We start from the raw sequence: 26,417 nt of genomic DNA on the forward strand, positions 1-26,417 counted from the left end.
TAGATAACAATAAACATAAGCATAGAGGATGACCATAAAGGAAGGAACTGAGCCTAAAATTGTTCTATGTCATGCATTGATTAAATTTCAATTAAACTTGTAATAAATTTTAACATGTTGTATACATTATTTTAAATGACTTGCTTAAATAATATATTTAGGTCAATATGTCATTTAATTTCTTCTAGCAGTTATGATGAGACCTGCTCGAAGATCATAGTTCTTATTTATCATCGCTATAATCTGATGAATCAGTTTGTTTCTTTTTTCCAACATCTTTTTGCGTAAAATCATAATATAATTTCTCGCGCCGTTCTTCTCTTAATTTAGCACGTGTTTTTAATTCCTCAGGTGTGTTAAATTCCTTTGAGCTCAGCAATATTGTTGACTGTCGTGGCACATCATCTTTGCGATACATATAAGCTCCAGTACGATAGGCAGCACGTGCTACCAAATGCATTCCTACTGGAGAAGTTAAATTAATAAAGACGATAGATAATAACAATCTCACACTAAAGAAACTTTGTTCATTAGTAAAAAATATTAATACTCCTACCAACGTTAATAGCACTGACAATGTAGAACTTTTAGTTGAGGCATGGCTTCTTAAAAAGACATCCTGAAATTTGACTAGGCCTATTGAACTAATCAATGCAATCATACTACCTAGAAATATTAGAATTGAGGCACATAAATTAATTATTTCTTTTGTTAGTTCCATTAAACACACGCCCTCCTCCTATAAATCTAGAAATTGATACAGAGCTTACAAAGGATATGATAGCAATGAGCATGATAGAATCCAAAAATGATACTGTACGATTAATAACACTCAATACGCCTACGATGGACATGATAACAGCACTCGTTGTATCAAAAGCCACTACACGATCCGCTGTTGTTGGCCCTTTAATTAATCTAAACATAGCGATAAGTAATGCAATACCAAAAACAATTAACGCACTCGTCGTAAAGAACATGGTTAAAGTCGCTATCATTATTGCATCACCTCCAAAATTAAGTCTTCATAATGTTTGATATTTCTGAGTAAAGTTGCTTTATCCTTGTCCGACACATCAATACTATGAATAAAAAATTTGTTCGTTTTCTTTGAAATGCGTATAACCGTAGAACCAGGCGTAATAATAATCAATATCGTTAAAAAGGTAATAGCCCAATCATTTTTCAATGTGGTTTCATATGTCAACAACCCAGGATTCATATCATTCGTCTTAAACAAAATATAATTAATGGTCGAGATACTTGATGTAACTAATTGGTATAAATAAACCATTAAAAATTTAAATGCTACCCACAGTTTCTTAGGATAAAATTCTTGATTGAAAAAACGATGCAAAATGTAAATAACAACGATACCAATCACATATCCAGAGAAGAACGTTGAGAACAAGAATGAATCTTCATCTTGAAATAAGACCCATAAAAATGCAATTAAAATATTTAAAACTACTTGTCTCATTTTAGTTCCTCCTTCAAGTGTGGATTAACTAGTTGATGAAATGTGTGTCCATCCATATTCATCTTTGTAGCATCTTCAGTAACATTAAGGACGATCGGTGCAGCAATTCCCATTGTAATGACAACTACAATTAGTACGCTTAAAATACTTTTACGATGTGTCGGTAATGGATTGAAATTTACTTGTTCACCATCCGCATCACCCCAATACATCACAAAAAAGATTCTAAATAAGCTGTACATCGCTATTAAACTCGTCAAAATCAATAACGTTAAACCTATATAATTGCCATTTTGAATCGCACCTTGAAAAATAAGCACCTTCCCTGGAAAACCACTAAATGGCGGCACGCCACCTAATGCAAAAATCATAATGACAAATGCTACACCATACAATGGTTCTTTTTTAGCTAAGCCATTTAAATATTTATACTCCCGATAACCAGTCATATAAACTAAACTACCTATAATGAAAAAGAGCATTGTTTTAACAACCATATCATTAGCTAGATAGAAAATAGCTCCATTAACGCCATCAAAAGTATTAGAACCAAGACCTAGAATAATAAATCCAATTGATAAGACTACTTGATAAGAAGCGATTTTCTTTATGTCATGATAAGCAATCACACCAAACGCACCAATAATCATCGTGATGCATGCCATAAATACCAGCAATGGATGCGTGACTCCAGTATGTTGATTAAACAGCAAAGTGAAAAAACGAATTAATGCATAGGCACCTACCTTGGTCATTAATGCAGCAAATAGCGCAGCCAACTCTGTATTTAACACAGCATAAGCTTTAGGCAACCACATAAAGATGACCAATGCAGCTTTGGAACCAAATGCAACTATAAAGACTAATGAAATAATAATGATTGTTTTATTATCCTGCATTTGATCAAGCCTTAATGCAATTTGAGTAAAATTCAACGTTCCTACCGTTTTGTACAACAAACCTATACCCAGCAAGAAAATCCACGAACCAATAATATTAAGTACGACATAAATAATTGCCGCTCTTAATTGTTCAACAGATTGTCCTAACGTAACTAGTACAAATGAAGCCAATAACATAATCTCAAACATCACATATAAGTTGAACAAATCAGAAGTTAAAAAGGATCCAATCACACCAACAGTTAAAAATAAAATAAACGTTGGTAAATAATAACGGTTAACTCGATTTTCACCACGACCAAACCCGTATGACATAATTAAAGTAACCACAAATGACGTTATTGTTACCAACAATAAACTAAGAGAATCGCCTAAAAATTGGATGCCGAAGGGTGCTTTCCAACCTCCAAAATCTAAAGTGATTGGCTTATGGTTCAACACATATATTAATAATGCTAAAGAAATAACGGTCGTAACAGACATCGTCCCAATATATAATATTTTTGAAGTATTGTTCTTATTTTTAGTAAAAACTAAGACAAGCGCACAGAGAAAAGGAAGAAGAATGGGTAAAATAAGTAAATTACTGCTCATGATTCTCTTCATCTCCTCTCAGCAAGTTAATTTCTACTTCTTTCGTTACACGATAAGTTCTGTATACTAAGACGAGTAGAAAAGCAGTCATCGCAAAGCCAATAACAATGGCAGTCAAAACAATAGCTTGTAATAAAGGATCAACATAATTCGTATTCGAAGTTCCAATAAGCGGCTCCGTCATATGACTACTATATTTACCCATGCTCATAATAATAAGATTCCCAGCATGCGTGTAAATTGAAATACCAATAACAATTCGAATTAAATTAAGTGATAGGATCATGTATGTTCCTATAAATACTAAGAATCCTATAACTAATAATAAAATGATGTTCATGACTTACCACCACTAATGGATAACATCACTGTAACAATCACGCCAACCACCGTCAGCAAGATGCCTAATTCAAATAAGGTAACCGTAGTTAGGTGCAATTCATCGAAAATAGGCAAATGTAAATGCGCTTCAGATTGATATAAAAACGGCTTGCCAAAAAACATAGGAACAATGGCAGTCGTAACAGAAATTAATGCACCTAAAATCATCAACTTTCTAAAATCAACTGGTAAACTTGCCAATACTTCTGACACGTCAAAGGCCAAGAACATTAGAATAAATGCCGAACTAAAAACAAGTCCACCAATGAAACCGCCACCTGGGTTATTATGCCCAGCCAAGAAAACGTAAAAACCAAATGTTAATAAAATAAACACTACAATTTTAGTAACTGTTTTTAGAACTACATCATTTTCTTTCATCTTGACCCCTCCGATCTTTATAGTTAAGTAATGTGAAGATACCTAATCCAGCGATAATTAAGACCAAGCCCTCAAACATAGTATCTAATGCACGAAAATCTCCTAATATAGCATTGACAATATTTTTTCCACCCGTTAGTTGATAAGCATTAAGATAATACTTAGAGATTGAACTGATGCTTTCTCCATTTTGTGTGATAAAAATAAGCATCATTACTGACCCAGCAACAATCAATGAAATAATAATTTTAATCGTTTCTTTCATCATATTGGGTGCTTTACGAGCCACGTTTGGTAAACGTGAAAAGCTGACAATAAATAGTATCGTTGTAATTGTCTCAACAACAAGTTGTGTAAGTGCCAAATCAGGGGCTTTCATTGCAATAAAAAACAATGCCACAGAAAAGCCAATCACACCATTTAAAATAACCATTGTCAAACGCTGTCTAATAAAGACAAGCGCAATACCAACAATGCTAATTAATATAAGTAAAATCACTTCAAGGGGGCCAAATTCTGAAACATGAACTTCTGCCACTTTGGGAAAACCAACTTGAATCATGCCATAAGCAACAATCACAGAAAAAATCATCAACGTAATAATCAAATAATAATTCAAGCGATTACTCATTAATTTTCTAATACTTTGTCCAGAATATCTTTCAAACCATTGATACACTGAGCGATACGATTGTGTAATTGAAGCCGTTTTTAACATGCCTAAACGGAGATATTTCCAATCAATAAACAGTGTTCCAAGTAAACCTACAGCGATGATAACAATGGTAAAAATTAGCGGTAAATTTATGCCATGCCATTGTGAAACGTGTGGTGCGATAGCTTCAACTTCTGTACCCAACTGAGAAACACTACGTAGTGCAGGTATGACAATGTGTTGCGTAAACAAATTGGGAATAAAGAAAATAATCGGAATAAGCAGACCTAATATCACTGCAGGTATACTAAATAGCCACGGCTCGTGAATATTTTTTCGAGGGACTTTTTGCGTATCAAATTTACCCCAAAAGGTTTCTTTAACCATGTATAATGCATAAATAAAAGTAAAGAGACTTGCAATAACACCAATCGCTGTAACGATGATTGTTAACGTTATATCAAATTGTGCTAGATTACGCGCATGCACTAGTCCGTCGAAGAACATTTCTTTACTTAAGAACCCATTCAATAACGGGACCCCTGCCATGGATAATGCTGCTAATGTCATGACAATATGCATCTTAGGAAAATGATGCCTCATACCTCCAAGACGACGAATATCTCGTGTACCTGCTTCATGATCAATAATGCCTACACCCATAAATAATACACATTTAAATATGGCATGATTCATTAAATGAAATAAACCAGCAAATAAAATCATGATGTATAATTCTGCCATTTTACCTGTAGTTTGTTGTGCAATTCCACCTCCAAGACCAATCATTGACATAATCATGCCGAGTTGACTAATAGTAGAATAAGCCAATATCCCTTTTAAATCATATAATCTTAGCGCTGCGATAGCTCCAAATATCATCGTAATTAAACCGACAAATGTCACAATATAAATATAACTATCACTTAAACCAAGTAATGGTGTGAATTTAAATAACAGAAATAATCCAGCTTTCACCATTGTTGCTGAATGCAGATATGCACTAACCGGTGTGGGCGCTGCCATCGCTTTGGGCAGCCATACGTGGAATGGAAATTGGGCTGATTTTGTAAATGCACCAATTAGCATTAGAAGCATAGCGGGAATAAATAGCGGTTGTTGGGAGATGTGGTGTCGTTGCTGTAAAAGCTCAGTAATCGTATTTGTTCCAGTCATCATATAAAGCATGATAAAACCTGCAAGTAGCGCTAGTCCGCCAAACACGGTGATCATAAATGATTGAATAGCACCTAGCTGACTATTTGCATTGCTATACCAATATGAAATAAGTAAAAAAGATGAGATGCTTGTTAATTCCCAAAAAACGTACATCAGAATTGTATTATTGGAAACAACAATACCTAACATGGCAAACATAAATAATAATAAATAGATAAAAAACCGAGGTAAATTATCTTTTCCAGAAGTAAGGTACTGTGTCGCGTAGAAAAATACTGCCACCCCAATGATTGAAATAATCAAACCAAACATTAGTCCAAGGCCGTCTAAACGTAAATCTACATTAATGTCTATAGATGACATCCAAGGTATATGGATGGCTGGATACTGTTCTTTTAATACTATAGGTATGTGATAAATAAAATAGCTTGATGCCATTATAGGTGCAAGTAGTGCAATGTAACCAGTATATCGTTGACTTGGCTTTATAAATAAAGTGCCTAAAACGACTACCATAACAACGATGAGTGCACCCATAAGATAAACAATGCTCATCAAAAGCCTCCTTTTATGTAAGTGATTACTTATAAATTCAATGCAATCACTGTTTGATTTTTCTCAATTTTCTTAATGCCAATAAACTTCATTGTTTCTTGCGTCGTCTGGTGACCTAAATATTTTTGTATTATCGAAATTGAAATACCCGATTCATAGGCATGATATGCAAATGTTTTGCGCAAAGTTGTTAATCCTATATGTAAAATACCTAATTCTTCTGCTGCTTGATGAATAATTCTATAGGCCTGCTGTCTTGAAAGCGCCTGATGTGTACGTATTGATTGGAATAATAATTGCTGATTAGCCAATTGATAGTCATCAATATAATCTGTCAGTTCTTGACGTAATGTTTCAGGCAACTTAATCTTAATTGACGGTACTGTGTTTTCAATCCAAGCTGTTTTAATATTCCCTCTTTGCAGATTTTTAATATCTTTCACTTCTAATTTTAATAAGTCTGTCAATCTAATGCCGGTATGAATTGCTAATTTGAAAAATAAATAATCTCGCTTAGATTTCATGCTAAGCACTTGATACATACGCTTAATATCTTCTTTATTTCTAATAGGTTCTACTTGATTCATTTGGCCACCTCATAATTGTTTCTCATTTAATAATAATACATATTTAAGTTACATAAAAGAATTATGCTTATATATTCAAATTCATTTGGCTCTTTTGATAATGCGCAACGATATATAAAGTGTAAGGAGGTGAAAATAATGAATCAAATCAATCAACTGACTGTTCAGCTTACTGAAATCAAACTTAATGATGCAGGTAAAGCACAAGAACAAAAACGACGCTTTGCAAAACTGAATCCACAAGCCACTGCAGACCAAATCAAATCATTTTCTCAAATTATAAGTCAACTTACTGGTTTAAAATTTGATAAAGTGGAAGCGATTAAAACTGAAGAAATTGTATAATAAGGAGGACATATCATGCCAAAAACTCTAGAATTAGTATTTAAAACGGCTGATAATAAAAATGCTAGACTGCAAGTTCCAAATATCGTTGCAACAACCGATGCAGATCATGTTAAAGAAGCCATGAATAACTTAATTGCATTGAAAATTTTAAATCCAACAACTGGTTTACCAGTTAAAGCTATTGCGGCTTATCTCATTGACAAATCAACAACTGCCATTTTTGAAGAAAAGTAACTTGTTCATACTAATATCCATAGCAATTGATTATTATTAACCATTTTTGACGGAGTCTGGGGCATCATTATTTTTCAGGCTCTGAACTCTATATTGATGGTAGTTAACTGGATTGAAAATACGCTTACACCAAGCTTTTCAATCCTAGTCAACCTTGCCGGGGTGGGACTACGAATTCACAATGAATTCTGTCCCGCCCCCTATCTATTTTTTAACAACTATCTTTTATCGTACTTTTATTTCAGCTATAATAAGGCCAATCACTTATTTTAAAGAAAGCGTGTTTACTTATGATATTACTATTTATATTCGGTCTTATTGCCGGTATGGTCGTACCTATTCAAACGTCAATTAATTCAAGGCTAAGCTATTATACGAAGTCATCATTTTATGCATCGACCATTTCCTTTTTCACCGGAACACTTTTTTTAGTTGTGCTTAATTTAATATTCAATCCACAGCTACTACATATCATACATACTCAACAAACTTCTTTTAATTACACATGGTTTGTAGGTGGTTTACTTGGCGTTTGTTTTCTAACAGGTAACTTACTGTTATTACCACGACTGGGTGCTGCTTTGACAGTTGTCATGACCGTAACTGGGCAAATTTTCATGGGGGTAATTATCGATACCTTTGGCATACTTGGAGCTCAGCAACATACGTTCACTACGCTCAAAGCTTTAGGTACATGTTGTTTGCTTTTAGGAATTATTTTAATGAACTATTTGCCGAAATCAAAGTTGACTGAAACCAAACAGCCACGTTTTTATTTATGGCTTATCATTGGTCTCATTTTTGGTTTTGCACCCCCGTTACAAACAACAATTAATAGTTCGCTAGCCCAACAAGTGCATTCCTCCCTTTTTGCATCTCTAGTATCTTTTAGTGTTGGAACAATGGCTTTATTCATCTTAACATTATTATTTCATCGTAATTTACGTCTTGAGCGTTACCATGAAACGCAAGGAGCATTGCATCCGATACATTTTATCGGAGGTCTGCTAGGCGTAGCATTTGTCACTGCAAACATTGTCCTAATGCCTCATTTAGGTGCAGCTTTAACTACGATTATAGGTATGTTAGGTCAAATGCTTATGGGTGTTATTATTGATCATTTCGGTTTATTGGGGACACCTCAAAATCGTATCACTATAAGAAAAACATTCGGTCTTATCGCCATTGCTTTAGGGATTATTTTGCTGCGGCTTTTTTAATAGACATTTGTCTTGTCTCAAGCCTTAGAACGTGAAATCATTTAATATCGTTCTGAGGCTTTCAATATAGCCAAAATATTGTATAATATTTTTATAAAATAACCCCGAGGTGATTTAACTTGCCCACAATATTCAAACATCGTTTTATTTTCCCCTTACTCCTACTATTAATTGTTCTAGCTATTTGCCTGATGGTTTATCACACGTATTTTAATCAACCTAAATCTTCCCCAACTTTAATAACCGTGAAACCATACCAATCAGCCTCATTTACCGCTATGGAACAACCTAAATCCTTTTATGAATTACGTTATCACTCAAGCTATGGCTATATAGATCATATTTATGTCAAAAATCAGCAACTCATCCAAAAACAGACACCTTTATTAACTTACTATAATCCTCAATTAGAACCCCTTATTCTTGCACAAAAGAAATTGCTTACTCAAATTAATCATTCAAACGTTTCTAACACATTTAAAGATCAAGCCCGTTTAAAATTTATTAGTGATATTGCAGTTGAACAAAATCATTTAGTAACACGTTTAACTTCTCCAATCAAGGGGTATGTTTTGATAAACAACACGACGCCCTCAAAAGAAAATGATATTATCTTAACGATTACAAGTGAAGAGCATATCATCGTTGGAGATTTACCAGAAACATTCCGCAATAAATTTAAAATAGATGAAGAAGTTACATTACTAACCAGCAATAATCAACAATTTTATGGCAAAATCAATAGTATTTCTCCAATTCCTAAGGCATATCATACAAAAAATTCTGTTTATCGCGTTATAATAAAATCTGATAAAAATTGTCCTCTTGGCACACACATTAAAGTTGCACCGTACCACACAACTTTTGAACTACCACAGTCAGTATTAATTCAAAAAGATTGCGTTTTGATTTCAAAAAATAACAAATTAATTAAAAGAGAAGTAAAATACACTAAGAGTTCAAAAAAAGGGTATATTATTATAACGCAAGGTTTAAATATTAATGACCGCGTTGTAAGACATCCTGAAGCCAAAGATATTTATGATTGAGCACACTTAATGACACTTAACTAATTTTTTTATATAATGAGACTAAACTAAATTACGCCGACATTAATTTGTAATATGAAAATTCTGTTAAATAAAAACTAACTTATCTCAAAACAATATTTTGTTTTATTAAGTGTTTTTATGTTTACTTTTTATTTTTATTTAGTTATAATTAACTAAATAATATAGCATTAAGTGCATTTAAATAAGTTTTATTGACTTCAAACTATCCATAGGCAACGCTTTAATTTTTTTATAAATCTGTATGATTATTAAATTGGGTACGGTGTCTTATAGTAAATGAGGAAATATATTGGGGAGGTTTCACATATGGCAGTTTCAAAAATCAATGATTGCTTTGAATTATTAGCGATGGTTACTTATGCTGACAAATTGAAAGGTATTATAAAGAAAGAATTCTCAATTAGTTTTGAAGAATTCGCAGTTTTAACATATATCAGTCAAAATAAAGAGGATAAATATTATTTGAAAGATATTATTAATCATTTAAATTACAAACAACCACAAGTTGTTAAAGCTGTTAAAAATTTGTCTCAAGAAAACTATTTCGATAAAAGACGTAACGAACATGATGAAAGAACTGTATTAATTTTTGTTAATGCAACACAACGCAAAAAAATCGACAAGCTATTAGAGCAAGTAAACAACCGTATTACAGAAGCAAATAAAGATGCATAAGTCAGCACATAATAATGCAATATTATTGCATAAACGCGATCAGCTATAAGCTAATCGCGTTTTTTATTGACTAGAAAATGAGTGTAATAACAAACTTATTCTAGTTTTACTAATAGTATGATCAAAACACATTTCACTACACAAATTAAGCCATTAAAAACATATTTTTCCATAATCTTTTACTATAGACTATTAAATTTCAATAGATCTCAATCTCGCTTATTATCATGTTAAGAATGACTTGCATCAATAAACTGAGTTAAAAATGACAAAAAGTGATCAGGTTCTTCAATGTGTGGTGCATGTCCTGAGTATTCAAACAACTCCTTTTGGACACGCGTAAAATGGTTATCAATATCATCGTCACTAATTAATGGATCATATTTGCCATCAATAACCAATGTTGGCACATGTATAGTCGTTGGCTGTTCAGCTTGACTATTGCTTATTGAATATAATGCTCTACTGGCAGTCGCATTGTCTTCTGACGTAGCCTTATGATATAAATATTGTGCTTGGAACCATTTCATTGCCCGACTTTGTTCCTTGAAAATGTAAGGAAATAATATCAAAATAGCCTCTGAACGATTGAAACCTTGAATCTCTTCTTGATGCTCAATCATCAACTGTGTAAAACCATGGACGACGGCCTTACGTTTAGAAGAAATCAACGTTAAAGACAACACTCGGCTAGGATATTGTTCAGTAAATTCACGTGCAACCATGCCCCCCATCTCATGGCCGACTAAATGAGCCGTACAGATTCCCAAATGACGCATGATTGCTTTTAAATCCCCAATATGGTCAGATAAGTGATACACATCTGGTCTCGAAGACTTACCATGACCACGTAAATCATATGTAATAACTCGATACTGTGTTTTTAACGCTGCTGCTAAATTATAAAAACCCGCTAAATTACCATTTAAACCATGTAGTAAGATAATGGGAATGCCCTGACCTTCGTCTTTATATACTAATTCTTTTTGGTCAAACGATTTAATTTTGTCCATGACGGCACCTCCCTTTACTAATCTGTATACCCACTCCCGCTAAGAATACGCTAAGAAGTTTAAAAACACTTTATTACTTTTGTATTTATATTCATTTATTATAAAAAGCTTAGCCCATAGTATCCTACATAACATAGCAATACCTATGGCTAAGCTTTTAAAATTTTTATATTTTGGTGCGTGATGATAATTGAATTGTATAGTATATCACTAATACAACAATTAATATCCATATTACTAATGAAAATATTTGAGCTTGATGAGGGTTATGAATAACTGCATCGATTGTTTTTTGTGCAAAGAGAAGGCCTATTCCTGTAAACTCATACCGCTTTAGAAACATGCCTAATAAACTTAGCGCAATTCCTACAAAGAAGACCACTTGATGGCCATACATCGAAACTGGCACAATTCCCAAATTAAAATTGAATGCGCGCATTACAATTAAAATCATAGCTAATATAGCGATAACAACTCCCATAATCATCTCGACACGGTTGCTATATAAATAATTTTTAGCTTCTATTCTAAAATGCAGTAAAACTGTCAATGGAAATAATATAATACAATAACAAATAGACATCGTTGTTGCTGCTTGATAAATAACAAATTGTTTATCATATAAATATGAGATAAGCACAAAATTAATGATGAAGAAAATCGCCGGGTTGATTTGTAAACCAAAAATATTGCGTTGAATGGTCAAGATAATTTGTGCCGGCGACTTCCCTCTATACTCAATATAATCCTCGTTTTTTGCTTCAGATTTAGCTAAATCATGACGATATTTTTCTTCAATATCATCAATAATATTTGAGGGTAAACCTTTATGTGTGAAGTAATCATCGATATTTTCTAGTAATATTTTATCATTAGGACGCATGATAAACTCCTTTACGTAACTGATTCAATAATCAATTGTATCATAAGTTATTCGCATTTACTTAAAGTTTAACATAAGTCACATGACAAAAAGAAAGCGACAAAATACAATCATTTAAAACATGTATTTGTCGCTTCTATTATTAATATGTCAGTGTTGCACAAAAAGTTATTTTGCAATATCTATACGATATAATTTAATATTTTTATCTTTTGGTGAATTTGATGCAAATTGATATGTTGTTTTACCATTTTCAATATAGCCAAAGTTACCACTTACGCTATTGTATTGCACGCGTGCAATCGCTTTGTTACCCACTAGGTGCTTAACATGCTTATATGTTGGGCCATCTGCTTTATTATAAGTCATAGAAATACGTGTAACATAACCATGGTCTTTTTGACCATTTGCAGTAACAACTAAAACACCTTTACTTGTGCGATACTCATAATAATGTTCTTTGCCACTTGGCTCTTTTGAATAGATAGGTGTGCCATATTTTTTAGTTACTTTATTAATAGATTCGCCTATATTAACATCTTCTAAATTTTTTTGTCCATGCGTTAATTGTTCTACAGTTTGAGAAGTATTTCCAGATGCAGCTTCAACATGATATATGCCTACGCCACTGATTACCAAGCCAGAAACTAATAATGATGCCATTAATTTTTTCATAAGCTTTCTCTCCTTCTATTGTTTCTATCTTTCATTTGCTCATTCATATTATACCCTACATATTACTAAAATAACACTACTATTACAAATATATTACAAAAATATGTAATTTGTAATATAATAAATATATAAACTGCCGTTTCTTTACTTACTATTGTTGAGGTATATGTGCTTTAATAAACGAACTAACCTGACTAATAAAGTGTTCTTGTTCTTCAATAAAAGGATACAAACTAGAAGCATTAAACACTTCAAACTGTGGTTGTCCTACTAAATCTGCAACTTCTTTTGCCTCTACACTTGTAACTTGCTCACCATGTTCTCCAGAGATAATGTATGTAGGTTGCGTTACTTGGTCAAATGACTGTGCAATTCCTGTTGTTTTAAATACTTCTTCAACCGCTTCTATCTCTTCTTTAGTGGAAATCGCATTTGTGTCTTCAATATGTTTTAAATATTTGTTTAAATGACGCGGTTTATAATATCTATGTTTATCTAAAAATTTCTCTTGTTTATTGTCTTCCCAATTTCTTATTTCATTAGCATACTTACGGAACAAACGTTCAGCAGGCAATTCACCCTCTATTGACGTCGGATTGACTAGCGTTAATGAAGAACAATATTCAGGATAGCGTACGGCTAAATCAGCTATAATGTTAGCTCCTAATTCGTGACCTATAAACGCTGCTTGCTCGATATATAAATAATCGAGCAATAAAATGATATCATCTGCAAATTCATTAAATTTAATGATTCTTGGCTTATCAGAATAACCATGCCCTCTCAAATCTATCAGCACAACTTGAAATGATTCTGCTAACTTCTTAGATAAATCTTTAAATATAGCTGCGTTATCATATGCCGTGTGTATTAATACTACAGGATAACCTTCACCTGCAGTATGATAATGAATCGTAATACCACCTTTTCTTGTAAATAACTCCATTTATTATTCTCCCTTCCCTGCTGATTGTTGAGGTAAAATGTCTAATATTTCTTCAATCGTTGTTATCGTGTAATCTACTTCTTCAGCTAATGGCTCAATTTCCGCATCTTCTTGTTTAAACCATACACTAACCATGCCCATCGCTCTTGCTGGTGCTACATCGTTTAGTGCATCATCACCTACATACATCATTTCATTTGGTGTAACTCCTAATTGAGCAATCATATCTTCAAATATTTTTGGGTGTGGCTTACGGTATCCTACCATTTCCGAGGTCGATAGATAATTAATTACATGTTCAATTCCTAGAGAGTGAAGTCTAAATTGTTTGATCTTTGACTTACCATTGGCAATCACACCAGTAAGATAATTTCGTTCTGTTAACTGTTCTAAAGTGTATAGCGTGTCGTAGTATGGAAAGACATAGCGATAAAAATGCATTTCAAAATCTCGAAATAAATCTTTCCATGTTAAACGATCAATATGAAATTGTTTAATAATTTCTTTATAGAGATTTGGTTTATCGTTGTCCTCATCATCATCTAATTCAATAAATGTCTTTTTAAAATCTGCTAATTGAACATGCACGAAGTAATCATGGAAACGTTCATATTGTTCTTCAATAAACTTATCTCTTGATTTCTTTCTATCTAATAAAGTGCCTTCTAAATCAAATACAACTGCTTTAATACCACTTAAATCCATGTTTGTCCCTCTTTATTATATAATTTGTATTATCGTAGCAAAGACTTATTGTCATCTTAAAAAACGTGCAGATTTTATCAACATTAAAAATAACACGGGGATCCCTATGATGGCTAAAATAATACTTGCCGGAATTTGAACTGGTGCAATAATAATTGCGCCTAGCCAATCGGTTATCACCATCATAGTCCCACCAATTATAATATTCAATATCATTTGAATATATAGTGAGTAACGATGATGTATCCTGCGACTTAATTGCGGAATAATCATACCTATAAAACCTATTATCCCTACATATGCTATTACAATAGCAGACATCATTGAGGCTATAATTAAAACATAGAAAGTAAGCGTGGTTACATTTAAACCTAATGATTGTCCTTTAAGATCTCCAACTTGTAGTAATTTTATTCTCGGTATCATAATAAATAAACATAGTAATAAAGGCAAACATACCACAAGCATTATCCAAGATTCATAAAATTCTGCCGTAGCAAAGCCTCCAAACATATAATTTGCTACATTATTAAGTTGTTTAGGCTTAATCAGTATTAAAATATAAAGTAATGCATTAAACAATGCACCAATCATTAAACCTGTAATAATTAATAATCGCATTGGTTGTTGTTTAGCCATCGTATAGACAATTGCTAGAACTAAGATAAGTGTTAACATGCTTGTACCAATGGAGAAGACAGGTATCCAGAGTACGCTGATACCAATAAATAGTGGTAACGCCGCACCAAATGTGGCACCACTTGCTAAGCCTAATGTGAAGCTATCTGCCAACGGATTATTTAATACAATTTGAAACAGTTGACCAGCTACAGTTAAAACAGCACCAGCTATTAACGCTTCAAGTACCCGTGGTATGCGCACCTTTAGCAATATCATTTGATTAAATTGATCTAATATTGAGCCTAAGTTCCATAACAGACTAGTGCCTATAACTAAACATAATAACACTAGCCAAAGACTTACTACCTGATATCCTTTCATTATCGTCACTCTTTATCTTTTTTATTAAAACCTCACTTGACCACAGTAAATAAGCTATATACTATAAGCAATAAATTAATATACAAAGCAAGCTATATTTTCCAAACATACTGTTTAATTATTAGTCTTACAGCAATAGCCCACACATTTTTACCAACTTTATTATCATTTATAGATGGCTTCTTTTAAATCCTTTAATCCCTCATCAATACGTGGACCAGGTCGTGAAACTTCGTCACCATTCACAACTTCAACTCTACCATTTTTCACTGCTTTCACTTGATTAAATCCACCTCGTTTTTTTACGATATCGTTGTATTCAGATTTTGAAATACCTTCTGTAGATATTAATATATCTGGATTCTTTTTAATAATAGCTTCTTTGCTAACAGCTTTCCAACCTTCAATTGAACTAAAGCTATTTCGTGCATGTAATATAGTTAACATATCGTTAAAAAATGTCTGCCGCCCTGCAGTATAAATGTCTGGTTTAGAGGACACTTCTAAAAACACCTCTTGTTGTCGTTGATGCTGCGGTATACTATCAACTACTTTTTTAATGTTTTGTTTTGTGTCTTGTATCAAAGCTTCTGCTTGCTGCTCGCGATGAGTTACCTTACCTAGTTGTTTAAATGTTTGATACATCTCATCGATAGATTGAGCATCTTTCACATAAATCACTTTGACACCATTTTTTTGTAGCGCTTTAAGTACTTTATCAGATGATGCTTTTTGTGATTCATGCGCAACAATTAAATCTGGTTTTGCTTTTAATAACGCCTCTTTATTTAGATTCATCGCATCAAATTGTTTTCTTCCTTTTTTAATATTTTTAGGATAATCATCCACAGTAGAAACGCCAATGAGTTGTTTCTTCAATCCTAATTCATATAATATTTCTGTATTGCTTGGCATCAATGACACTATTCGTTGATACGGTGTATGCGATTGTTTATCCGCATTTTGATGTTGACTACGTTGCGTTTTATCTGATTGACTACAACCACTTAATATAAGCAGTATCGATAGCAAAAGTATAACCCCATATTTTAACTTCATTATGTTACCACCTTTATATTTATTTCAATATTCATCATATCAAATTTATTAAGGTACTATTATGTGATTTTCAAAAATATTAAAAAAGCACAAAGACGATTTTCAATTTTTTAATCATCTTTGTGCGATTATGTTGAGATTTGTATCCTAGTCTCTACATTATAAACCTTTAAAAATTTTGCACTTATAATTGTAGGTATATTAAAACTTGTATCTTATTACAGCCTAGTGCACTTCAGGTTCTGCACCATATTTATTAGGACCTTTATCACTTTCTAATAGACAGACAATAAGCGCATATAGCGCAGTCACAATAAATGTTATAGTATATACTAAACCAATGAATAGTCCAATATTTCCTGCCATTTCAAATAATGATTTATCGCTAGAATCATTTAACACAATCTTAAAAATATTCTCAATGATTGATAAGCCGTCAAATATTGCAATAATAAGCGGTGCAGCCATGGTGCGACCACAATCATGGAAACGACGAACTGAAATACTAAATAGTGGAAATAAAGCAACAATTTCAACAAGTGTTATCATTGAGTCTTTAATAGGACGTGATATAGGAAACACAATTGATAGGATAGCTATCAAAAAATAAGCCACAATCACTAGCCCCCACGTTATTAAGACAGACGGCCAAAATTCTTTGCGTCTTGTTCTTCCTTCAAGCTTAAATGTATTTAACCAAAATTTTTTGTAAAAACCCACAGCATGATCTCTCCTTATTTGTAATCAAACATTCTTTGTTTATACTTTACCACAGATTAAGATGCCTATTATCTTTTAAGCAATATAGGCACGAATTGCTTCAGAGATATAACAATTTAGGCCTTCTCTTCTATGTCGATTAATATAAGCACTAAAGCGTGTATCCTCTTCATAGAGTGTCGCCATATAGTTTAAAAATATAGTATCGCATTGGGGTACTTGTTGCAATATAATGTTTTTTAACTTAACAATATTAAGGTAAACTTCTGGTTGTGTAGCTGAAACTCCTTGTATTAAGTATTCATTCATGCAATCAAAAAATTGATTCATGGGTACTTCAATACGTTCATCCCACTTTTTACAAGCGCTATTTTGTTGCACTTGCTGTATGCTATAGGACTGATAATAGTCTGTTTGCCCATACTTTATTTTTGCTTCTTTAGCATATTGCGCATGCAAACGTACATGATCATAATCAAGTTCATCTAATGCTTTCTGATGTGATGAAGTGAGATGGTGTTGTAAATCTTGTAATCGCTGTTCTAACTCATAATAACGTTTCAAAATTTGCTGGTAATGTGCTTCAAGCAACTTGTTTTTAGCTTCTATATCACTATGACAATACCTATGAATTTGTGACAAAGATAGTCCCATATTTTTCAAAAACTGTATTTCTTGTAACTTCTCAATATCTGATTCACTATAATAACGATAACCATTTTCCGCAATGATAGAGGGGATGAGTAACCCTATCTCATGATAGTAACGTAATGTTCTAGTACTACTTCCCGTAATATGCGCAACTTCATTAGGTAAAAATGTGTAATGCAAACAACTCACCCCTTTAATATTTTTCATTCATGCATACTTATCTACTACTATAAACAATAACGTTACGTTAATGTCTATATTATTGTTCAAAATATTCATCTAAAAAGTTGTACTTTTTACTATTTGAACTATTGAAATAATTTTTACCAAAATTATCTAATAATGCATGAAACTCATTCGCATCTTGATTTGTAAAATTTACTGGTAATGTGATATGCTGCTTTAATTTATCATAGCTAGCTGTTTGTTGATAGCCTAATTTATGATATAAACGCCGTGTATAACTGTCAGGAATAAATTCAACACCATTGAATATATAAACCATTAAGACATCCGCTGTTTCCGAGCCAATCCCTTTAATTGCTAACAGTTCATCTCTCAATCGCTTATCAAATAAATGTGCAATGTGCTCATAGTCGTAGTGATACATATGTAACCAACTGAACAATTCATGTAGTGCCTTAGCTTTATTTCTATAAAATCCACTAGGACGAATTATACGCTGCAACGTTTCTAACGATAAAGATAAAATACTTTGCGGTTGAAATTGTGTTGCCTCTTTAAGACGAAGCAATGCCATATGTGCATTGTTCCATGCTGTATTTTGAACTAATATCGCACCTGCTATCATTTCTTCTGGAGTTTCTGCAGGCCACCACGCTTGTGGGCCCATCTCTTCGAATAATTTGTTATAAAGTTGCTCAGTTGTTAGCGTTAGCACATTATCACTCCCATTCATAAGATAAAAATACCCTCATAAACAACAGGCTATGAGGGTACTTTAATTCATTTATTTTACATAGACTCAGGTGCTGACACGCCTACTAAAGTTAAGGCATTATGCAATGTAATTCTTACCGCTTCAATAAGTGCAACAAGTGCTTTTGTCTTTTCTTGATGATCTGTCAAAACCTTTTCAGCATTATAAAATTTATGGAATGCTGCAGCTAAGTCTTGAATATAATTTGTTAAACGATGAGGTGCACGGTGCTCGGCAGCATTGTCAATAACTTGTTCAAATTCAGCAACCTTTTTCAATAAGTCAATCGCTTTGTCATTCGTGATCAATGAAAAATCAGCATCTGTAGTGATGTCTATTCCTTGCGCTCTTGCTTGTTTCAAGATAGAACAAATACGCGCATGAGCATATTGTGCATAGTAAATTGGGTTGTCTTGTGATTGTTCTTTTGCAAGTTCCATGTCGAAGTCAAAATGTGAATCTGGACTACGCATGGTTAGGAAGTAACGCGCCGCATCTACGCCTACCTCGTCCATAATTTCACGTAAAGTAATGGCATTTCCAGTACGTTTACTCATTTTTACTTCTTCGCCATTTTGCATTAGACGAACCATTTGCATGATTTGTATTTCTAAACGATCGCTATTTACGCCAAATGTTTCTAAGCTTGCTTTAATACGATTAATATAACCGTGATGATCTGCACCCATTAAATCAATTAAGATATCATTACCTCGATTAATTTTGTCATAATGATAAGCAGTATCAGGTGTGAAATAAGTATACGAGCCATCACTTTTGATTAAAACACGGTCTTTATCATCTTTAAAATCAGACGTGCGTAACCATGTAGCACCATCTTTTTCGTACGTATAACCGTTTTCTTTCATACGTGCCAATGTGTTTTCAATAGCACCATTGTCATATAACGTTGTCTCACTAAACCAACTATCAAAGTGCGCATTGAAATCAGCCAAATCTCTCTTCAGCTTTACCATTTCGTATTCAACACCTAATTGTCTAAATGTTTTTAAACGGTCATGGTCAGAGTAATCTTTAATTTCCGGATGTTTCTGCGCTAAGTCTTTACCAATTTCAATAATGTCTTTGCCGTTATACCCATCTTCCGGCATTTTATGACTCGTATCACCTAATGCTTCAAAGAATCTTGTTTCAATAGAACGCGCTAAATTCGTGATTTGATTACCGGCGTCATTAATATAATATTCTCGTGTTACATCATATCCTGCAGCAATTAATATATTGGCTAGTGAATCGCCTACTGCTGCGTTTCGAGCATGACCAATATGTAAGTCCCCGGTAGGATTGGCAGATACATATTCTAATAAAATACGTTTGTTTTTAGGCTCACTTGCATAACCATAATGCGCTCCCTTAGAAATGGCTTCAGGAATGATTGCCGTCAAATAATGATTATCTAAATAAAAATTTATAAAGCCTGGTCCTGCGATGTCTACTTGTTTTACATGTGCTTTCGTTGTATCAAAATGATCTACAATGGCTTGAGCAATTTCGCGTGGATTCCGCTTTGCTAATTTAGTTAAGACCATCGCAATGTTGGTAGAATAGTCACCATTTTTACTATCTTTAGGTATTTCGATTTTTATTTCTGGTATTGATTGATCTTGAATGAGTTTAGCTGATTTTATGCTCGTTTTAATTTCATTAATTAATGTCTGCTTTACTTGTTCGATAATATTCATTCGCTTATCTCCTTATAGTTTATTTCATACTGGTACGTGCCCATTTTTTCATCTTCTTGATACAACTCATAATGTATCTTCAATTTGCCACCCGACTTGTTGACAAAATGCAGGATACTCAATGTTTTAACCGTTAAAGTGAGTCGTCCTGCTGAAATATCGTACAAAGTCGTTGTTGTTTTACCTTCAACAAAATGGAGGTTCATATTAATATCGCCTTTGCGAATGAGCTTGACCCCTTGTTGGTCTATTTTAATCGTTACATTTACATTAGCATCTTCTATATTTTCTTCATATCGAATGAATTCGGACTGACGCTGTTGCCATACACCAATCGTTGTCATATCAAATTGTTGCTTATCGCCATTTTGCTTTAAGACTTGCTTTGTATTAATCTTTACAGTCTTAGTCAAAAGTTACTCACCTTAATCTCTAAATAATTACACCACATTATAGCATAAATACTATAGCGCTTGTAGTCGTCAATATACTAAAAATATGGACTTATCGACATATTAAATATCTTATCATTAAAATTAATCTTGCTTTAAAAGACTTTGCTATTGAACTACATGGACCAATATCAGAAATACAATATGCATTCGTTAATCATATTCAAAATAGCGATATAGTCAGCATGAGTATGCCGATAAATATGCATCATTCTATGACAATTATTCCCCTTATGAAACTGGACATATCGCTAAGCTCATCATCAACTGCTTCTTTTTTAAAATTATATTGCTTTAACTACTTAAATCGTTAAAAAGCTGAAACAACTCTTGTATAAGTTGCTCCAGCTTTTGCTTTACTTCTTCATTTTAATCTATCATATACTGTAATTTGCCATCTGCGTCACAATATTTATCTATTCTTTCTAAAAATATCTGCTTCTGATTCAAGTTCTACTATGTCATAATTATATTTATCTACCAACATTTTATACTTATAGAAATAGATGATGCCAAAACAAAGCGTTGTTACAAACAATAATAGTTTAGTCATTTGTTGTCCTCTCATTCTATAAATCAATTCACTTACAAAAATTATACCATTTATTAAGTTGATTACAATATTAATTGATTAATAGACTGTGCTACATTAACATAGAGCAACCTTTTCAAATATATGTATCGCTCTGGTTATTACATAGCGTTTAAGCATCTTGTAATATGTTTATATATAGCAGCTTAGAGTTAATCTATGCTTGATACAACATAGGTGTTTTGACATTTCAAATAAATCATTAACGGTGATTTTAGACAAATTTCCCATTTTTAAAAATGACACGTTCTTTTTGACCATCTATAAAATAATTAAAGTTTTCTGTTTGGAAATCACTTAATAGCACTTTGGAAGTACCATATTTCATACGTTCATTTTCAGTTTTAATAATCATTTTGCGATATAGCCAACCTTCTTTTAACGTGATATCCTTCACTGCAGTGTAATCTAATAGCATAGCTTCTCTCGTTTCAAATGTGTTAAATGCCACAATGATAGCGGCAAACAATTCTTCACCAAGATAATAGACTGTCAAATCGTCACGATGATGTTGACCAACTAACATTCTCCCTTTTTTAAATTCTTTATCTGGAAAATTTATTTCTAAAAAATCTATAAGTTCTTGTTCTCTTAATTTCATCTGCATAACGTCATCTCTCCCATATAATTATTAATTTTATTATATATAAAATTTCAGTATTTGTATATTTTATCACTATGCGCTGAACAGAAATAATTCATATTTTGTTTTAAAATTAATTCATTTAAATGGGAAAATCACGTTAAACATTATTATTCAATCTTACTATATTGCTCATCATCGACGGGTTCTAACCATTCGTTAGAGCTATTTTCTGCTGGAACTTCAATCGCTAAATGTGTAAACCAGCTATCTTTTGTAGCACCATGCCAATGTTTGACTTCTGCTGGTATATGAACCACATCACCTTTCGTTAACTTACGTGCAGGTTCTCCCCAGGCTTGATAATAACCTTCACCTGCTGTTACAAGTAAGATTTGTCCACCTTTATGATGGATATGCCAGTTATTTCTACAACCAGGTTCAAATGTTACATTACCAATAGTTATGCCTTCTGTAGACAACATATTAAGATAACTATCCCCAATAAAATATTCTTTAAATGCGTCATTTTTTTCACCCATTTCAAAAACTGTATCAATATTTTTGTTAGTCATTTTTATCACACTTTCCTAAATTTGTTTCTTTAACCAATGAAAACATATAGAAGCTGGAACAGTAACAAAATGTCCCAGCTTGATGTATAGCTATAATGATGTTGTATCGTTCAAATTAAAACTTAATAACCATACGACCAGTGATTTTACCTTGTTCCATTTCTTCAAAGATATCATTAATATCCTCTAAGTCACGTGTTTTAACTTTAGGAACAACTTTACCTTCTGCAGAAAATTGGAAAGCTTCTTTTAAGTCTTGACGTGTTCCTACTAAAGAACCGACGACTTCAATACCATCTAACACAAGACGTGGTATATCTAAATCCATTTTGTCTACAGGTAAACCAACAGCAACAACACGTGCACCAGCTTTAACAACATCAACTGCTTGGTTAAAAGGTGTTTTCGCTACTGCAGTAATCACTGTGGCATCTAAACCTTTATTATTGGTTAGTTGATTAACGATTTCAGTTGCATCTTGATTTTTAGTGTTCACGACTGCATCGGCACCTAATTCTTTGGCAAAATTCAACTTATCATCACTAATATCAAATGCAACGACTTTAGCATTAAACACATTCTTAGCATATTGAAGTGCTAAATTACCTAAACCACCGATACCAAATATTCCAATCCATTGTCCAGGTTTAATTTTGCTCACTTTAACCGCTTTATATGTTGTAACACCAGCACAAGTAATTGATGAAGCTGCGGCAGGATCTAAGTCATCAGGCACTTTAACGGCATAATTTGCATTTACAATAACCTCTTCTGCCATTGCACCATCGACCGTATAACCTGCATTTTGGACATCACGACATAATGTTTCACGTCCAGAAGTACAATATTCACAACGTCCACAAGCTGCGTACATCCAAGCGATTGACACACGATCGCCGACTTTTAATGCGGTAACATCATCGGCAACTTCAATCACTTTTCCGATTCCTTCATGACCTAGTATTCTACCTGTAACATCACCAAAATCCGCATTTTTCACATGTAAATCAGTATGACAAACACCACAAAATTCTGTCTTAACAAGTGCTTCTCCAGGCTTCAAAGAACGTAAAGTTTTATCTTCTAAACTTACTTTATGATCTTGCGTAACAACAGCTGCTTTCATGATTACTCCACTCCTATCATTCGTTGTAATACAACACTATTATAGTTTAATTATACCATGCAAAAGCTTACTATCGTTAGCAATAACCTAGCTCACAATGTTTTTCATTAAATTATATTTTAAGCATAAAATATATAAAGCATCCGGGATAACAATGTCTTTGACAAGTTAAACAAGCATGTAAGACAGCATTCATTTTGAATTCATATTCCCACGCAGGCAAGCTTGACTAAGATTGAAAAAACTCAGTTTAAGCGTATTTTCTATCCAGTCAACTACTGCCAATATATTGTTACGAACCTAAAATAAATGAGGCGTTATCTCTCAGGCGCTTCTTTATTCTTTGTTATATTACGTACCACTTAAGACCAAACCAAGTGCTTTTAAATACGACGTATTGATCATAAAAGAAGCACAAAGACGATTTTTAATTTTTAATCATCTTTGTGCGATTATGCTGGGATTTATGTCCCAACCTGATATCTATATCCAAGACTTTACAAGTTTAGTGGTAAACGTGTTGTCTTTATATTTAAATAATATAAGCTTGTATAGCTCAATCTTATTCAAATGCTAAATGTAGCTCAGAGCTCGAATTATTCCACATTTCACTATTATGTGATTGTAAAAATTTCTTGAGTACCTGTTTGTTATTGTCACCAATATGATCTATGATAACATGATGTTTCATTGATTTATCCATCATATTAACATGTTCAGGCATGCTTTTATAACCACGGCGAATGGACTTATTAACGAGCAAGTAACATGCAGTAACGCCTGCATAGTATGGACCTTGTTCACTACGTTCAGTCGTCACCCAACAAAGCCAATATTCCTTTGCATCGTCACCTTCTACTGTTTCTTTATCAGTTATCCATTTCACACCTTTTTCTACTTGAGCTCGTGCATGCATACCTCCAATATCAATAAAAGCTTCTTGGTTGGCAACATCAATAAATACAGGTGCAATATTATCTAAGCTAATTGAGCCAATATTTGTACCTTTATGGCCATCTAAAGGGTCATTTTTAATAATATTAAACTTAAATCCTTTATTCTCTGCCAATCATGACACCTCCATATAAATCAAAAAGTATCTATTTGAACTTTAACTATTATCTATTCTACGCATCAGCTAATGTTACTGAATGGTTATATCAATCATTAATTTAACTCATTGAGTAAATTAATAATTGAACCTTTAACTTCAAGGTCAGCAATATTAAGGATGCGCTCCTTAGGATAGTATAATTTATAATCTTCACGATTAATACCTGTAATACTGGAAATTACTAATGATTGACTACTAATTTCTCGAATATGACCATTTTTTCGTAGCAAATGAATCGGTTGACGGTTAGATCCTGGTCTATCATAATCGTAGGGTAAATCTGAAAAAGCTTCACTAACAAAATAATACGTTGGATCTATGCCAGCTTGAATAAATAATTCTTGTAATTCCGTAATTGTTATAATAGAACCATCAAAAGGAATGTACTTAAACAAATCCCTATTGATAAACCGTCGCGATAAATCGCTTAATATTGCATCATCTTCTTTAATCCAATTTTTAAGATAATAAAGAACAACGGCTTCGTCTAAATCAATATATTGTTCTATGGTCATTGTTCCTTCAAAAAACGGTACAAAGTCATGTGGATGCATTTTAAATATATAGCCTTCTTGATATAAGTGTTTCGCTCGTTTCAAACAATTATTAAGCAATACTTCTCCTCCACGACTAACTGGGTGAAAATAGATTTGCCAATACATTTGGTAACGACTCATAATAAAATTCTCAACAGCATGCATACCACTTTCTTTAATTAGTACTTCATCCTTAGAAGGTCGCATTAATCTCAATATCCGTTCCATATCAAACGTGCCATAAGATACGCCTGTAAAATAAGCATCACGTTGTAAATAATCCATTCTATCTGCATCAATTTGTGATGAAATCATTGAAATCACGAGCTTATTATTATGCGTCTTATTAATAACATCTGCAACTTCTTGTGGGAAGGTATCCGAAACGCGACTTAACACTTCGTTTACTTCTGTATCTCCAACAATAATTGCTTGAGTAAAGGCTTCATGATCAGTATTGAAAATTTTTTCAAAGCTATGTGAAAATGGTCCATGTCCTAAATCATGGAGTAGCGCAGCACATAAAGCGAGTGGTCTGTCACTGTTATCCCACGCTTCACGCCCGTTAAATGACTCATCAATAAGACGTCTGACGATTTCATAAACACCTAAAGAATGGCCGAAACGACTATGTTCGGCTGTATGAAAAGATAAATACAACGTTCCAAGTTGTTTAATACGTCGTAAGCGTTGAAATTCCTTCGTTTTGATTAAGTCCCAAATCAGTTGATCTTTGACATGTATATATCTGTGTATAGGGTCTTTAAACACCTTTTCTTCTGCTAACTTTTTTGTCGCGTATGATGATAAATTCAAAGTTATCCTCCTTTTGAGGCTTGAAATATCATGAATCATGTTGCTGTCTGCTGTGCAAAACG

Annotated in this window: 31 protein-coding genes; 5 read left to right on the forward strand and 26 right to left on the reverse strand. The window is 33.1% G+C overall.

Annotated elements, in window-relative coordinates; genetic code table 11:
* Positions 1-223 precede the first annotated feature (223 nt).
* Genes HMPREF2597_RS03750 through HMPREF2597_RS03785 form a run of 8 tightly spaced genes read right to left on the reverse strand, consistent with a single transcriptional unit; the run spans position 224 to position 6,714 of the window.
* Positions 224-721 (reverse strand): Na+/H+ antiporter subunit G, encoded by a 498-nt coding sequence (locus HMPREF2597_RS03750; protein WP_002459842.1) that lies wholly within the window; start codon positions 719-721, stop codon positions 224-226.
* A complete protein-coding gene (gene mnhF2 / locus HMPREF2597_RS03755; protein WP_002459843.1) occupies positions 696-998 on the reverse strand; it encodes a Na+/H+ antiporter Mnh2 subunit F in 303 nt (100 codons plus the stop codon). Before mnhF2 ends, HMPREF2597_RS03750 begins: the two co-directional genes overlap by 26 nt.
* On the reverse strand, positions 998-1,480 hold the full coding sequence (gene mnhE2 / locus HMPREF2597_RS03760; protein WP_002459844.1) for a Na+/H+ antiporter Mnh2 subunit E: 483 nt from the start codon (positions 1,478-1,480) through the stop codon (positions 998-1,000). The genes mnhF2 and mnhE2 overlap by 1 nt, the downstream gene beginning before the upstream one ends.
* A complete protein-coding gene (gene mnhD2 / locus HMPREF2597_RS03765) occupies positions 1,477-2,976 on the reverse strand; it encodes a Na+/H+ antiporter Mnh2 subunit D (RefSeq protein WP_002459845.1) in 1,500 nt (499 codons plus the stop codon). Before mnhD2 ends, mnhE2 begins: the two co-directional genes overlap by 4 nt.
* Entirely contained in the window at positions 2,966-3,316 is a 351-nt protein-coding gene (gene mnhC2 / locus HMPREF2597_RS03770; RefSeq protein ID WP_002479408.1) for a Na+/H+ antiporter Mnh2 subunit C, read from the reverse strand. The genes mnhD2 and mnhC2 overlap by 11 nt, the downstream gene beginning before the upstream one ends.
* Positions 3,313-3,738, reverse strand: a complete 426-nt coding sequence (gene mnhB2, locus HMPREF2597_RS03775) for a Na+/H+ antiporter Mnh2 subunit B (protein WP_002459847.1) — start codon at positions 3,736-3,738, stop codon at positions 3,313-3,315. The genes mnhC2 and mnhB2 overlap by 4 nt, the downstream gene beginning before the upstream one ends.
* Complete coding sequence (locus tag HMPREF2597_RS03780) at positions 3,725-6,127, reverse strand: DUF4040 family protein (RefSeq protein WP_002479409.1); 2,403 nt, start codon at positions 6,125-6,127, stop codon at positions 3,725-3,727. Before HMPREF2597_RS03780 ends, mnhB2 begins: the two co-directional genes overlap by 14 nt.
* A gap of 29 nt (positions 6,128-6,156) precedes the next feature.
* A complete protein-coding gene (locus HMPREF2597_RS03785; protein WP_002479410.1) occupies positions 6,157-6,714 on the reverse strand; it encodes a tyrosine-type recombinase/integrase in 558 nt (185 codons plus the stop codon).
* A 138-nt stretch (positions 6,715-6,852) separates the two neighbouring features.
* Here HMPREF2597_RS03785 and HMPREF2597_RS03790 point away from each other — a divergent pair, with 138 nt between their 5' ends.
* The 5 genes from HMPREF2597_RS03790 to sarA all read left to right on the forward strand — a co-directional run bounded on the left by HMPREF2597_RS03790 (position 6,853) and on the right by sarA (position 10,264).
* Positions 6,853-7,059: a sigS mRNA-stabilizing protein SroA gene (locus HMPREF2597_RS03790; RefSeq protein ID WP_002479411.1), complete on the forward strand. Its 207-nt coding sequence runs from the start codon at positions 6,853-6,855 to the stop codon at positions 7,057-7,059.
* Between the two features lie 15 nt (positions 7,060-7,074).
* Positions 7,075-7,296, forward strand: a complete 222-nt coding sequence (locus HMPREF2597_RS03795; protein WP_002459851.1) for a DUF2922 domain-containing protein — start codon at positions 7,075-7,077, stop codon at positions 7,294-7,296.
* A 290-nt stretch (positions 7,297-7,586) separates the two neighbouring features.
* Positions 7,587-8,516 carry a DMT family transporter gene (locus tag HMPREF2597_RS03800; protein ID WP_002479412.1) on the forward strand — a complete coding sequence of 310 codons (930 nt, stop codon included), beginning with the start codon at positions 7,587-7,589 and terminating at the stop codon, positions 8,514-8,516.
* Positions 8,517-8,635: 119 nt separating this feature from the next.
* Positions 8,636-9,565, forward strand: coding sequence for an efflux RND transporter periplasmic adaptor subunit (locus HMPREF2597_RS03805; protein WP_002479413.1), 930 nt, complete (start codon positions 8,636-8,638; stop codon positions 9,563-9,565).
* A 330-nt stretch (positions 9,566-9,895) separates the two neighbouring features.
* Positions 9,896-10,264 carry a global transcriptional regulator SarA gene (gene sarA / locus HMPREF2597_RS03810; protein WP_002459854.1) on the forward strand — a complete coding sequence of 123 codons (369 nt, stop codon included), beginning with the start codon at positions 9,896-9,898 and terminating at the stop codon, positions 10,262-10,264.
* A gap of 230 nt (positions 10,265-10,494) precedes the next feature.
* Here the strand turns inward: sarA and HMPREF2597_RS03815 are convergent, their stop codons facing one another.
* The 18 genes from HMPREF2597_RS03815 to HMPREF2597_RS03895 all read right to left on the reverse strand — a co-directional run bounded on the left by HMPREF2597_RS03815 (position 10,495) and on the right by HMPREF2597_RS03895 (position 26,394).
* Positions 10,495-11,277 (reverse strand): alpha/beta fold hydrolase, encoded by a 783-nt coding sequence (locus HMPREF2597_RS03815; protein WP_002479414.1) that lies wholly within the window; start codon positions 11,275-11,277, stop codon positions 10,495-10,497.
* 166 nt (positions 11,278-11,443) lie between these two features.
* A complete protein-coding gene (locus tag HMPREF2597_RS03820; protein WP_002459856.1) occupies positions 11,444-12,160 on the reverse strand; it encodes a hypothetical protein in 717 nt (238 codons plus the stop codon).
* Between the two features lie 168 nt (positions 12,161-12,328).
* Entirely contained in the window at positions 12,329-12,835 is a 507-nt protein-coding gene (locus HMPREF2597_RS03825) for an SA0570 family protein (RefSeq protein ID WP_002459857.1), read from the reverse strand.
* Between the two features lie 151 nt (positions 12,836-12,986).
* Positions 12,987-13,781, reverse strand: a complete 795-nt coding sequence (locus HMPREF2597_RS03830) for an alpha/beta fold hydrolase (protein WP_002459858.1) — start codon at positions 13,779-13,781, stop codon at positions 12,987-12,989.
* A gap of 3 nt (positions 13,782-13,784) precedes the next feature.
* Complete coding sequence (locus tag HMPREF2597_RS03835) at positions 13,785-14,486, reverse strand: HAD family hydrolase (RefSeq protein WP_002459859.1); 702 nt, start codon at positions 14,484-14,486, stop codon at positions 13,785-13,787.
* A gap of 51 nt (positions 14,487-14,537) precedes the next feature.
* On the reverse strand, positions 14,538-15,488 hold the full coding sequence (locus HMPREF2597_RS03840) for a FecCD family ABC transporter permease (protein ID WP_002459860.1): 951 nt from the start codon (positions 15,486-15,488) through the stop codon (positions 14,538-14,540).
* Between the two features lie 165 nt (positions 15,489-15,653).
* Positions 15,654-16,547, reverse strand: coding sequence for an ABC transporter substrate-binding protein (locus HMPREF2597_RS03845; protein ID WP_012990954.1), 894 nt, complete (start codon positions 16,545-16,547; stop codon positions 15,654-15,656).
* Positions 16,548-16,772: 225 nt separating this feature from the next.
* The gene (locus tag HMPREF2597_RS03850; RefSeq protein ID WP_002459862.1) at positions 16,773-17,267 is read right to left on the reverse strand and encodes a DUF805 domain-containing protein; all 495 of its coding nucleotides are present in this window, start codon (positions 17,265-17,267) and stop codon (positions 16,773-16,775) included.
* Positions 17,268-17,342: 75 nt separating this feature from the next.
* The gene (locus tag HMPREF2597_RS03855; RefSeq protein WP_225306497.1) at positions 17,343-18,107 is read right to left on the reverse strand and encodes a MerR family transcriptional regulator; all 765 of its coding nucleotides are present in this window, start codon (positions 18,105-18,107) and stop codon (positions 17,343-17,345) included.
* 70 nt (positions 18,108-18,177) lie between these two features.
* On the reverse strand, positions 18,178-18,837 hold the full coding sequence (locus tag HMPREF2597_RS03860) for an endonuclease III domain-containing protein (RefSeq protein ID WP_037553894.1): 660 nt from the start codon (positions 18,835-18,837) through the stop codon (positions 18,178-18,180).
* A gap of 56 nt (positions 18,838-18,893) precedes the next feature.
* Complete coding sequence (gene argS / locus HMPREF2597_RS03865; protein ID WP_012990956.1) at positions 18,894-20,561, reverse strand: arginine--tRNA ligase; 1,668 nt, start codon at positions 20,559-20,561, stop codon at positions 18,894-18,896.
* Positions 20,558-20,974, reverse strand: a complete 417-nt coding sequence (locus HMPREF2597_RS03870) for a YwiB family protein (protein ID WP_002479419.1) — start codon at positions 20,972-20,974, stop codon at positions 20,558-20,560. The genes argS and HMPREF2597_RS03870 overlap by 4 nt, the downstream gene beginning before the upstream one ends.
* A 451-nt stretch (positions 20,975-21,425) precedes the next feature.
* Positions 21,426-21,566, reverse strand: a complete 141-nt coding sequence (locus tag HMPREF2597_RS12700; protein ID WP_002479420.1) for a hypothetical protein — start codon at positions 21,564-21,566, stop codon at positions 21,426-21,428.
* Positions 21,567-21,819: 253 nt separating this feature from the next.
* The gene (locus HMPREF2597_RS03875) at positions 21,820-22,212 is read right to left on the reverse strand and encodes a hypothetical protein (RefSeq protein ID WP_002479421.1); all 393 of its coding nucleotides are present in this window, start codon (positions 22,210-22,212) and stop codon (positions 21,820-21,822) included.
* A 146-nt stretch (positions 22,213-22,358) separates the two neighbouring features.
* On the reverse strand, positions 22,359-22,763 hold the full coding sequence (locus tag HMPREF2597_RS03880; RefSeq protein ID WP_002459869.1) for a cupin domain-containing protein: 405 nt from the start codon (positions 22,761-22,763) through the stop codon (positions 22,359-22,361).
* A 115-nt stretch (positions 22,764-22,878) separates the two neighbouring features.
* Positions 22,879-23,889: an alcohol dehydrogenase AdhP gene (gene adhP, locus HMPREF2597_RS03885; protein ID WP_002479422.1), complete on the reverse strand. Its 1,011-nt coding sequence runs from the start codon at positions 23,887-23,889 to the stop codon at positions 22,879-22,881.
* Positions 23,890-24,451: 562 nt separating this feature from the next.
* Positions 24,452-24,958 carry a YwhD family protein gene (locus tag HMPREF2597_RS03890; RefSeq protein WP_002479423.1) on the reverse strand — a complete coding sequence of 169 codons (507 nt, stop codon included), beginning with the start codon at positions 24,956-24,958 and terminating at the stop codon, positions 24,452-24,454.
* A gap of 98 nt (positions 24,959-25,056) precedes the next feature.
* Positions 25,057-26,394, reverse strand: coding sequence for an HD domain-containing protein (locus tag HMPREF2597_RS03895; protein WP_002459872.1), 1,338 nt, complete (start codon positions 26,392-26,394; stop codon positions 25,057-25,059).
* Positions 26,395-26,417 lie beyond the last annotated feature (23 nt).

Origin of the sequence: Staphylococcus sp. HMSC063A07, assembly GCF_001836955.1 — a bacterium.
In the GTDB taxonomy this organism is placed as follows: domain Bacteria; phylum Bacillota; class Bacilli; order Staphylococcales; family Staphylococcaceae; genus Staphylococcus; species Staphylococcus lugdunensis.

Bases quoted from the DNA above. Each gene is read 5' to 3' on its own strand.
- HMPREF2597_RS03750 (WP_002459842.1), bottom strand. From the start codon at position 721: ATGGAACTAACAAAAGAAATAATTAATTTATGTGCCTCAATTCTAATA.
- mnhF2 (WP_002459843.1), bottom strand. From the start codon at position 998: ATGATAGCGACTTTAACCATGTTCTTTACGACGAGTGCGTTAATTGTT.
- mnhE2 (WP_002459844.1), bottom strand. From the start codon at position 1,480: ATGAGACAAGTAGTTTTAAATATTTTAATTGCATTTTTATGGGTCTTA.
- mnhD2 (WP_002459845.1), bottom strand. From the start codon at position 2,976: ATGAGCAGTAATTTACTTATTTTACCCATTCTTCTTCCTTTTCTCTGT.
- mnhC2 (WP_002479408.1), bottom strand. From the start codon at position 3,316: ATGAACATCATTTTATTATTAGTTATAGGATTCTTAGTATTTATAGGA.
- mnhB2 (WP_002459847.1), bottom strand. From the start codon at position 3,738: ATGAAAGAAAATGATGTAGTTCTAAAAACAGTTACTAAAATTGTAGTG.
- HMPREF2597_RS03780 (WP_002479409.1), bottom strand. From the start codon at position 6,127: ATGAGCATTGTTTATCTTATGGGTGCACTCATCGTTGTTATGGTAGTC.
- HMPREF2597_RS03785 (WP_002479410.1), bottom strand. From the start codon at position 6,714: ATGAATCAAGTAGAACCTATTAGAAATAAAGAAGATATTAAGCGTATG.
- HMPREF2597_RS03790 (WP_002479411.1), top strand. From the start codon at position 6,853: ATGAATCAAATCAATCAACTGACTGTTCAGCTTACTGAAATCAAACTT.
- HMPREF2597_RS03795 (WP_002459851.1), top strand. From the start codon at position 7,075: ATGCCAAAAACTCTAGAATTAGTATTTAAAACGGCTGATAATAAAAAT.
- HMPREF2597_RS03800 (WP_002479412.1), top strand. From the start codon at position 7,587: ATGATATTACTATTTATATTCGGTCTTATTGCCGGTATGGTCGTACCT.
- sarA (WP_002459854.1), top strand. From the start codon at position 9,896: ATGGCAGTTTCAAAAATCAATGATTGCTTTGAATTATTAGCGATGGTT.
- HMPREF2597_RS03815 (WP_002479414.1), bottom strand. From the start codon at position 11,277: ATGGACAAAATTAAATCGTTTGACCAAAAAGAATTAGTATATAAAGAC.
- HMPREF2597_RS03820 (WP_002459856.1), bottom strand. From the start codon at position 12,160: ATGCGTCCTAATGATAAAATATTACTAGAAAATATCGATGATTACTTC.
- HMPREF2597_RS03825 (WP_002459857.1), bottom strand. From the start codon at position 12,835: ATGAAAAAATTAATGGCATCATTATTAGTTTCTGGCTTGGTAATCAGT.
- HMPREF2597_RS03830 (WP_002459858.1), bottom strand. From the start codon at position 13,781: ATGGAGTTATTTACAAGAAAAGGTGGTATTACGATTCATTATCATACT.
- HMPREF2597_RS03835 (WP_002459859.1), bottom strand. From the start codon at position 14,486: ATGGATTTAAGTGGTATTAAAGCAGTTGTATTTGATTTAGAAGGCACT.
- HMPREF2597_RS03840 (WP_002459860.1), bottom strand. From the start codon at position 15,488: ATGAAAGGATATCAGGTAGTAAGTCTTTGGCTAGTGTTATTATGTTTA.
- HMPREF2597_RS03845 (WP_012990954.1), bottom strand. From the start codon at position 16,547: ATGAAGTTAAAATATGGGGTTATACTTTTGCTATCGATACTGCTTATA.
- HMPREF2597_RS03860 (WP_037553894.1), bottom strand. From the start codon at position 18,837: ATGAATGGGAGTGATAATGTGCTAACGCTAACAACTGAGCAACTTTAT.
- argS (WP_012990956.1), bottom strand. From the start codon at position 20,561: ATGAATATTATCGAACAAGTAAAGCAGACATTAATTAATGAAATTAAA.
- HMPREF2597_RS12700 (WP_002479420.1), bottom strand. From the start codon at position 21,566: ATGACTAAACTATTATTGTTTGTAACAACGCTTTGTTTTGGCATCATC.
- HMPREF2597_RS03875 (WP_002479421.1), bottom strand. From the start codon at position 22,212: ATGCAGATGAAATTAAGAGAACAAGAACTTATAGATTTTTTAGAAATA.
- HMPREF2597_RS03880 (WP_002459869.1), bottom strand. From the start codon at position 22,763: ATGACTAACAAAAATATTGATACAGTTTTTGAAATGGGTGAAAAAAAT.
- adhP (WP_002479422.1), bottom strand. From the start codon at position 23,889: ATGAAAGCAGCTGTTGTTACGCAAGATCATAAAGTAAGTTTAGAAGAT.
- HMPREF2597_RS03895 (WP_002459872.1), bottom strand. From the start codon at position 26,394: ATGATTCATGATATTTCAAGCCTCAAAAGGAGGATAACTTTGAATTTA.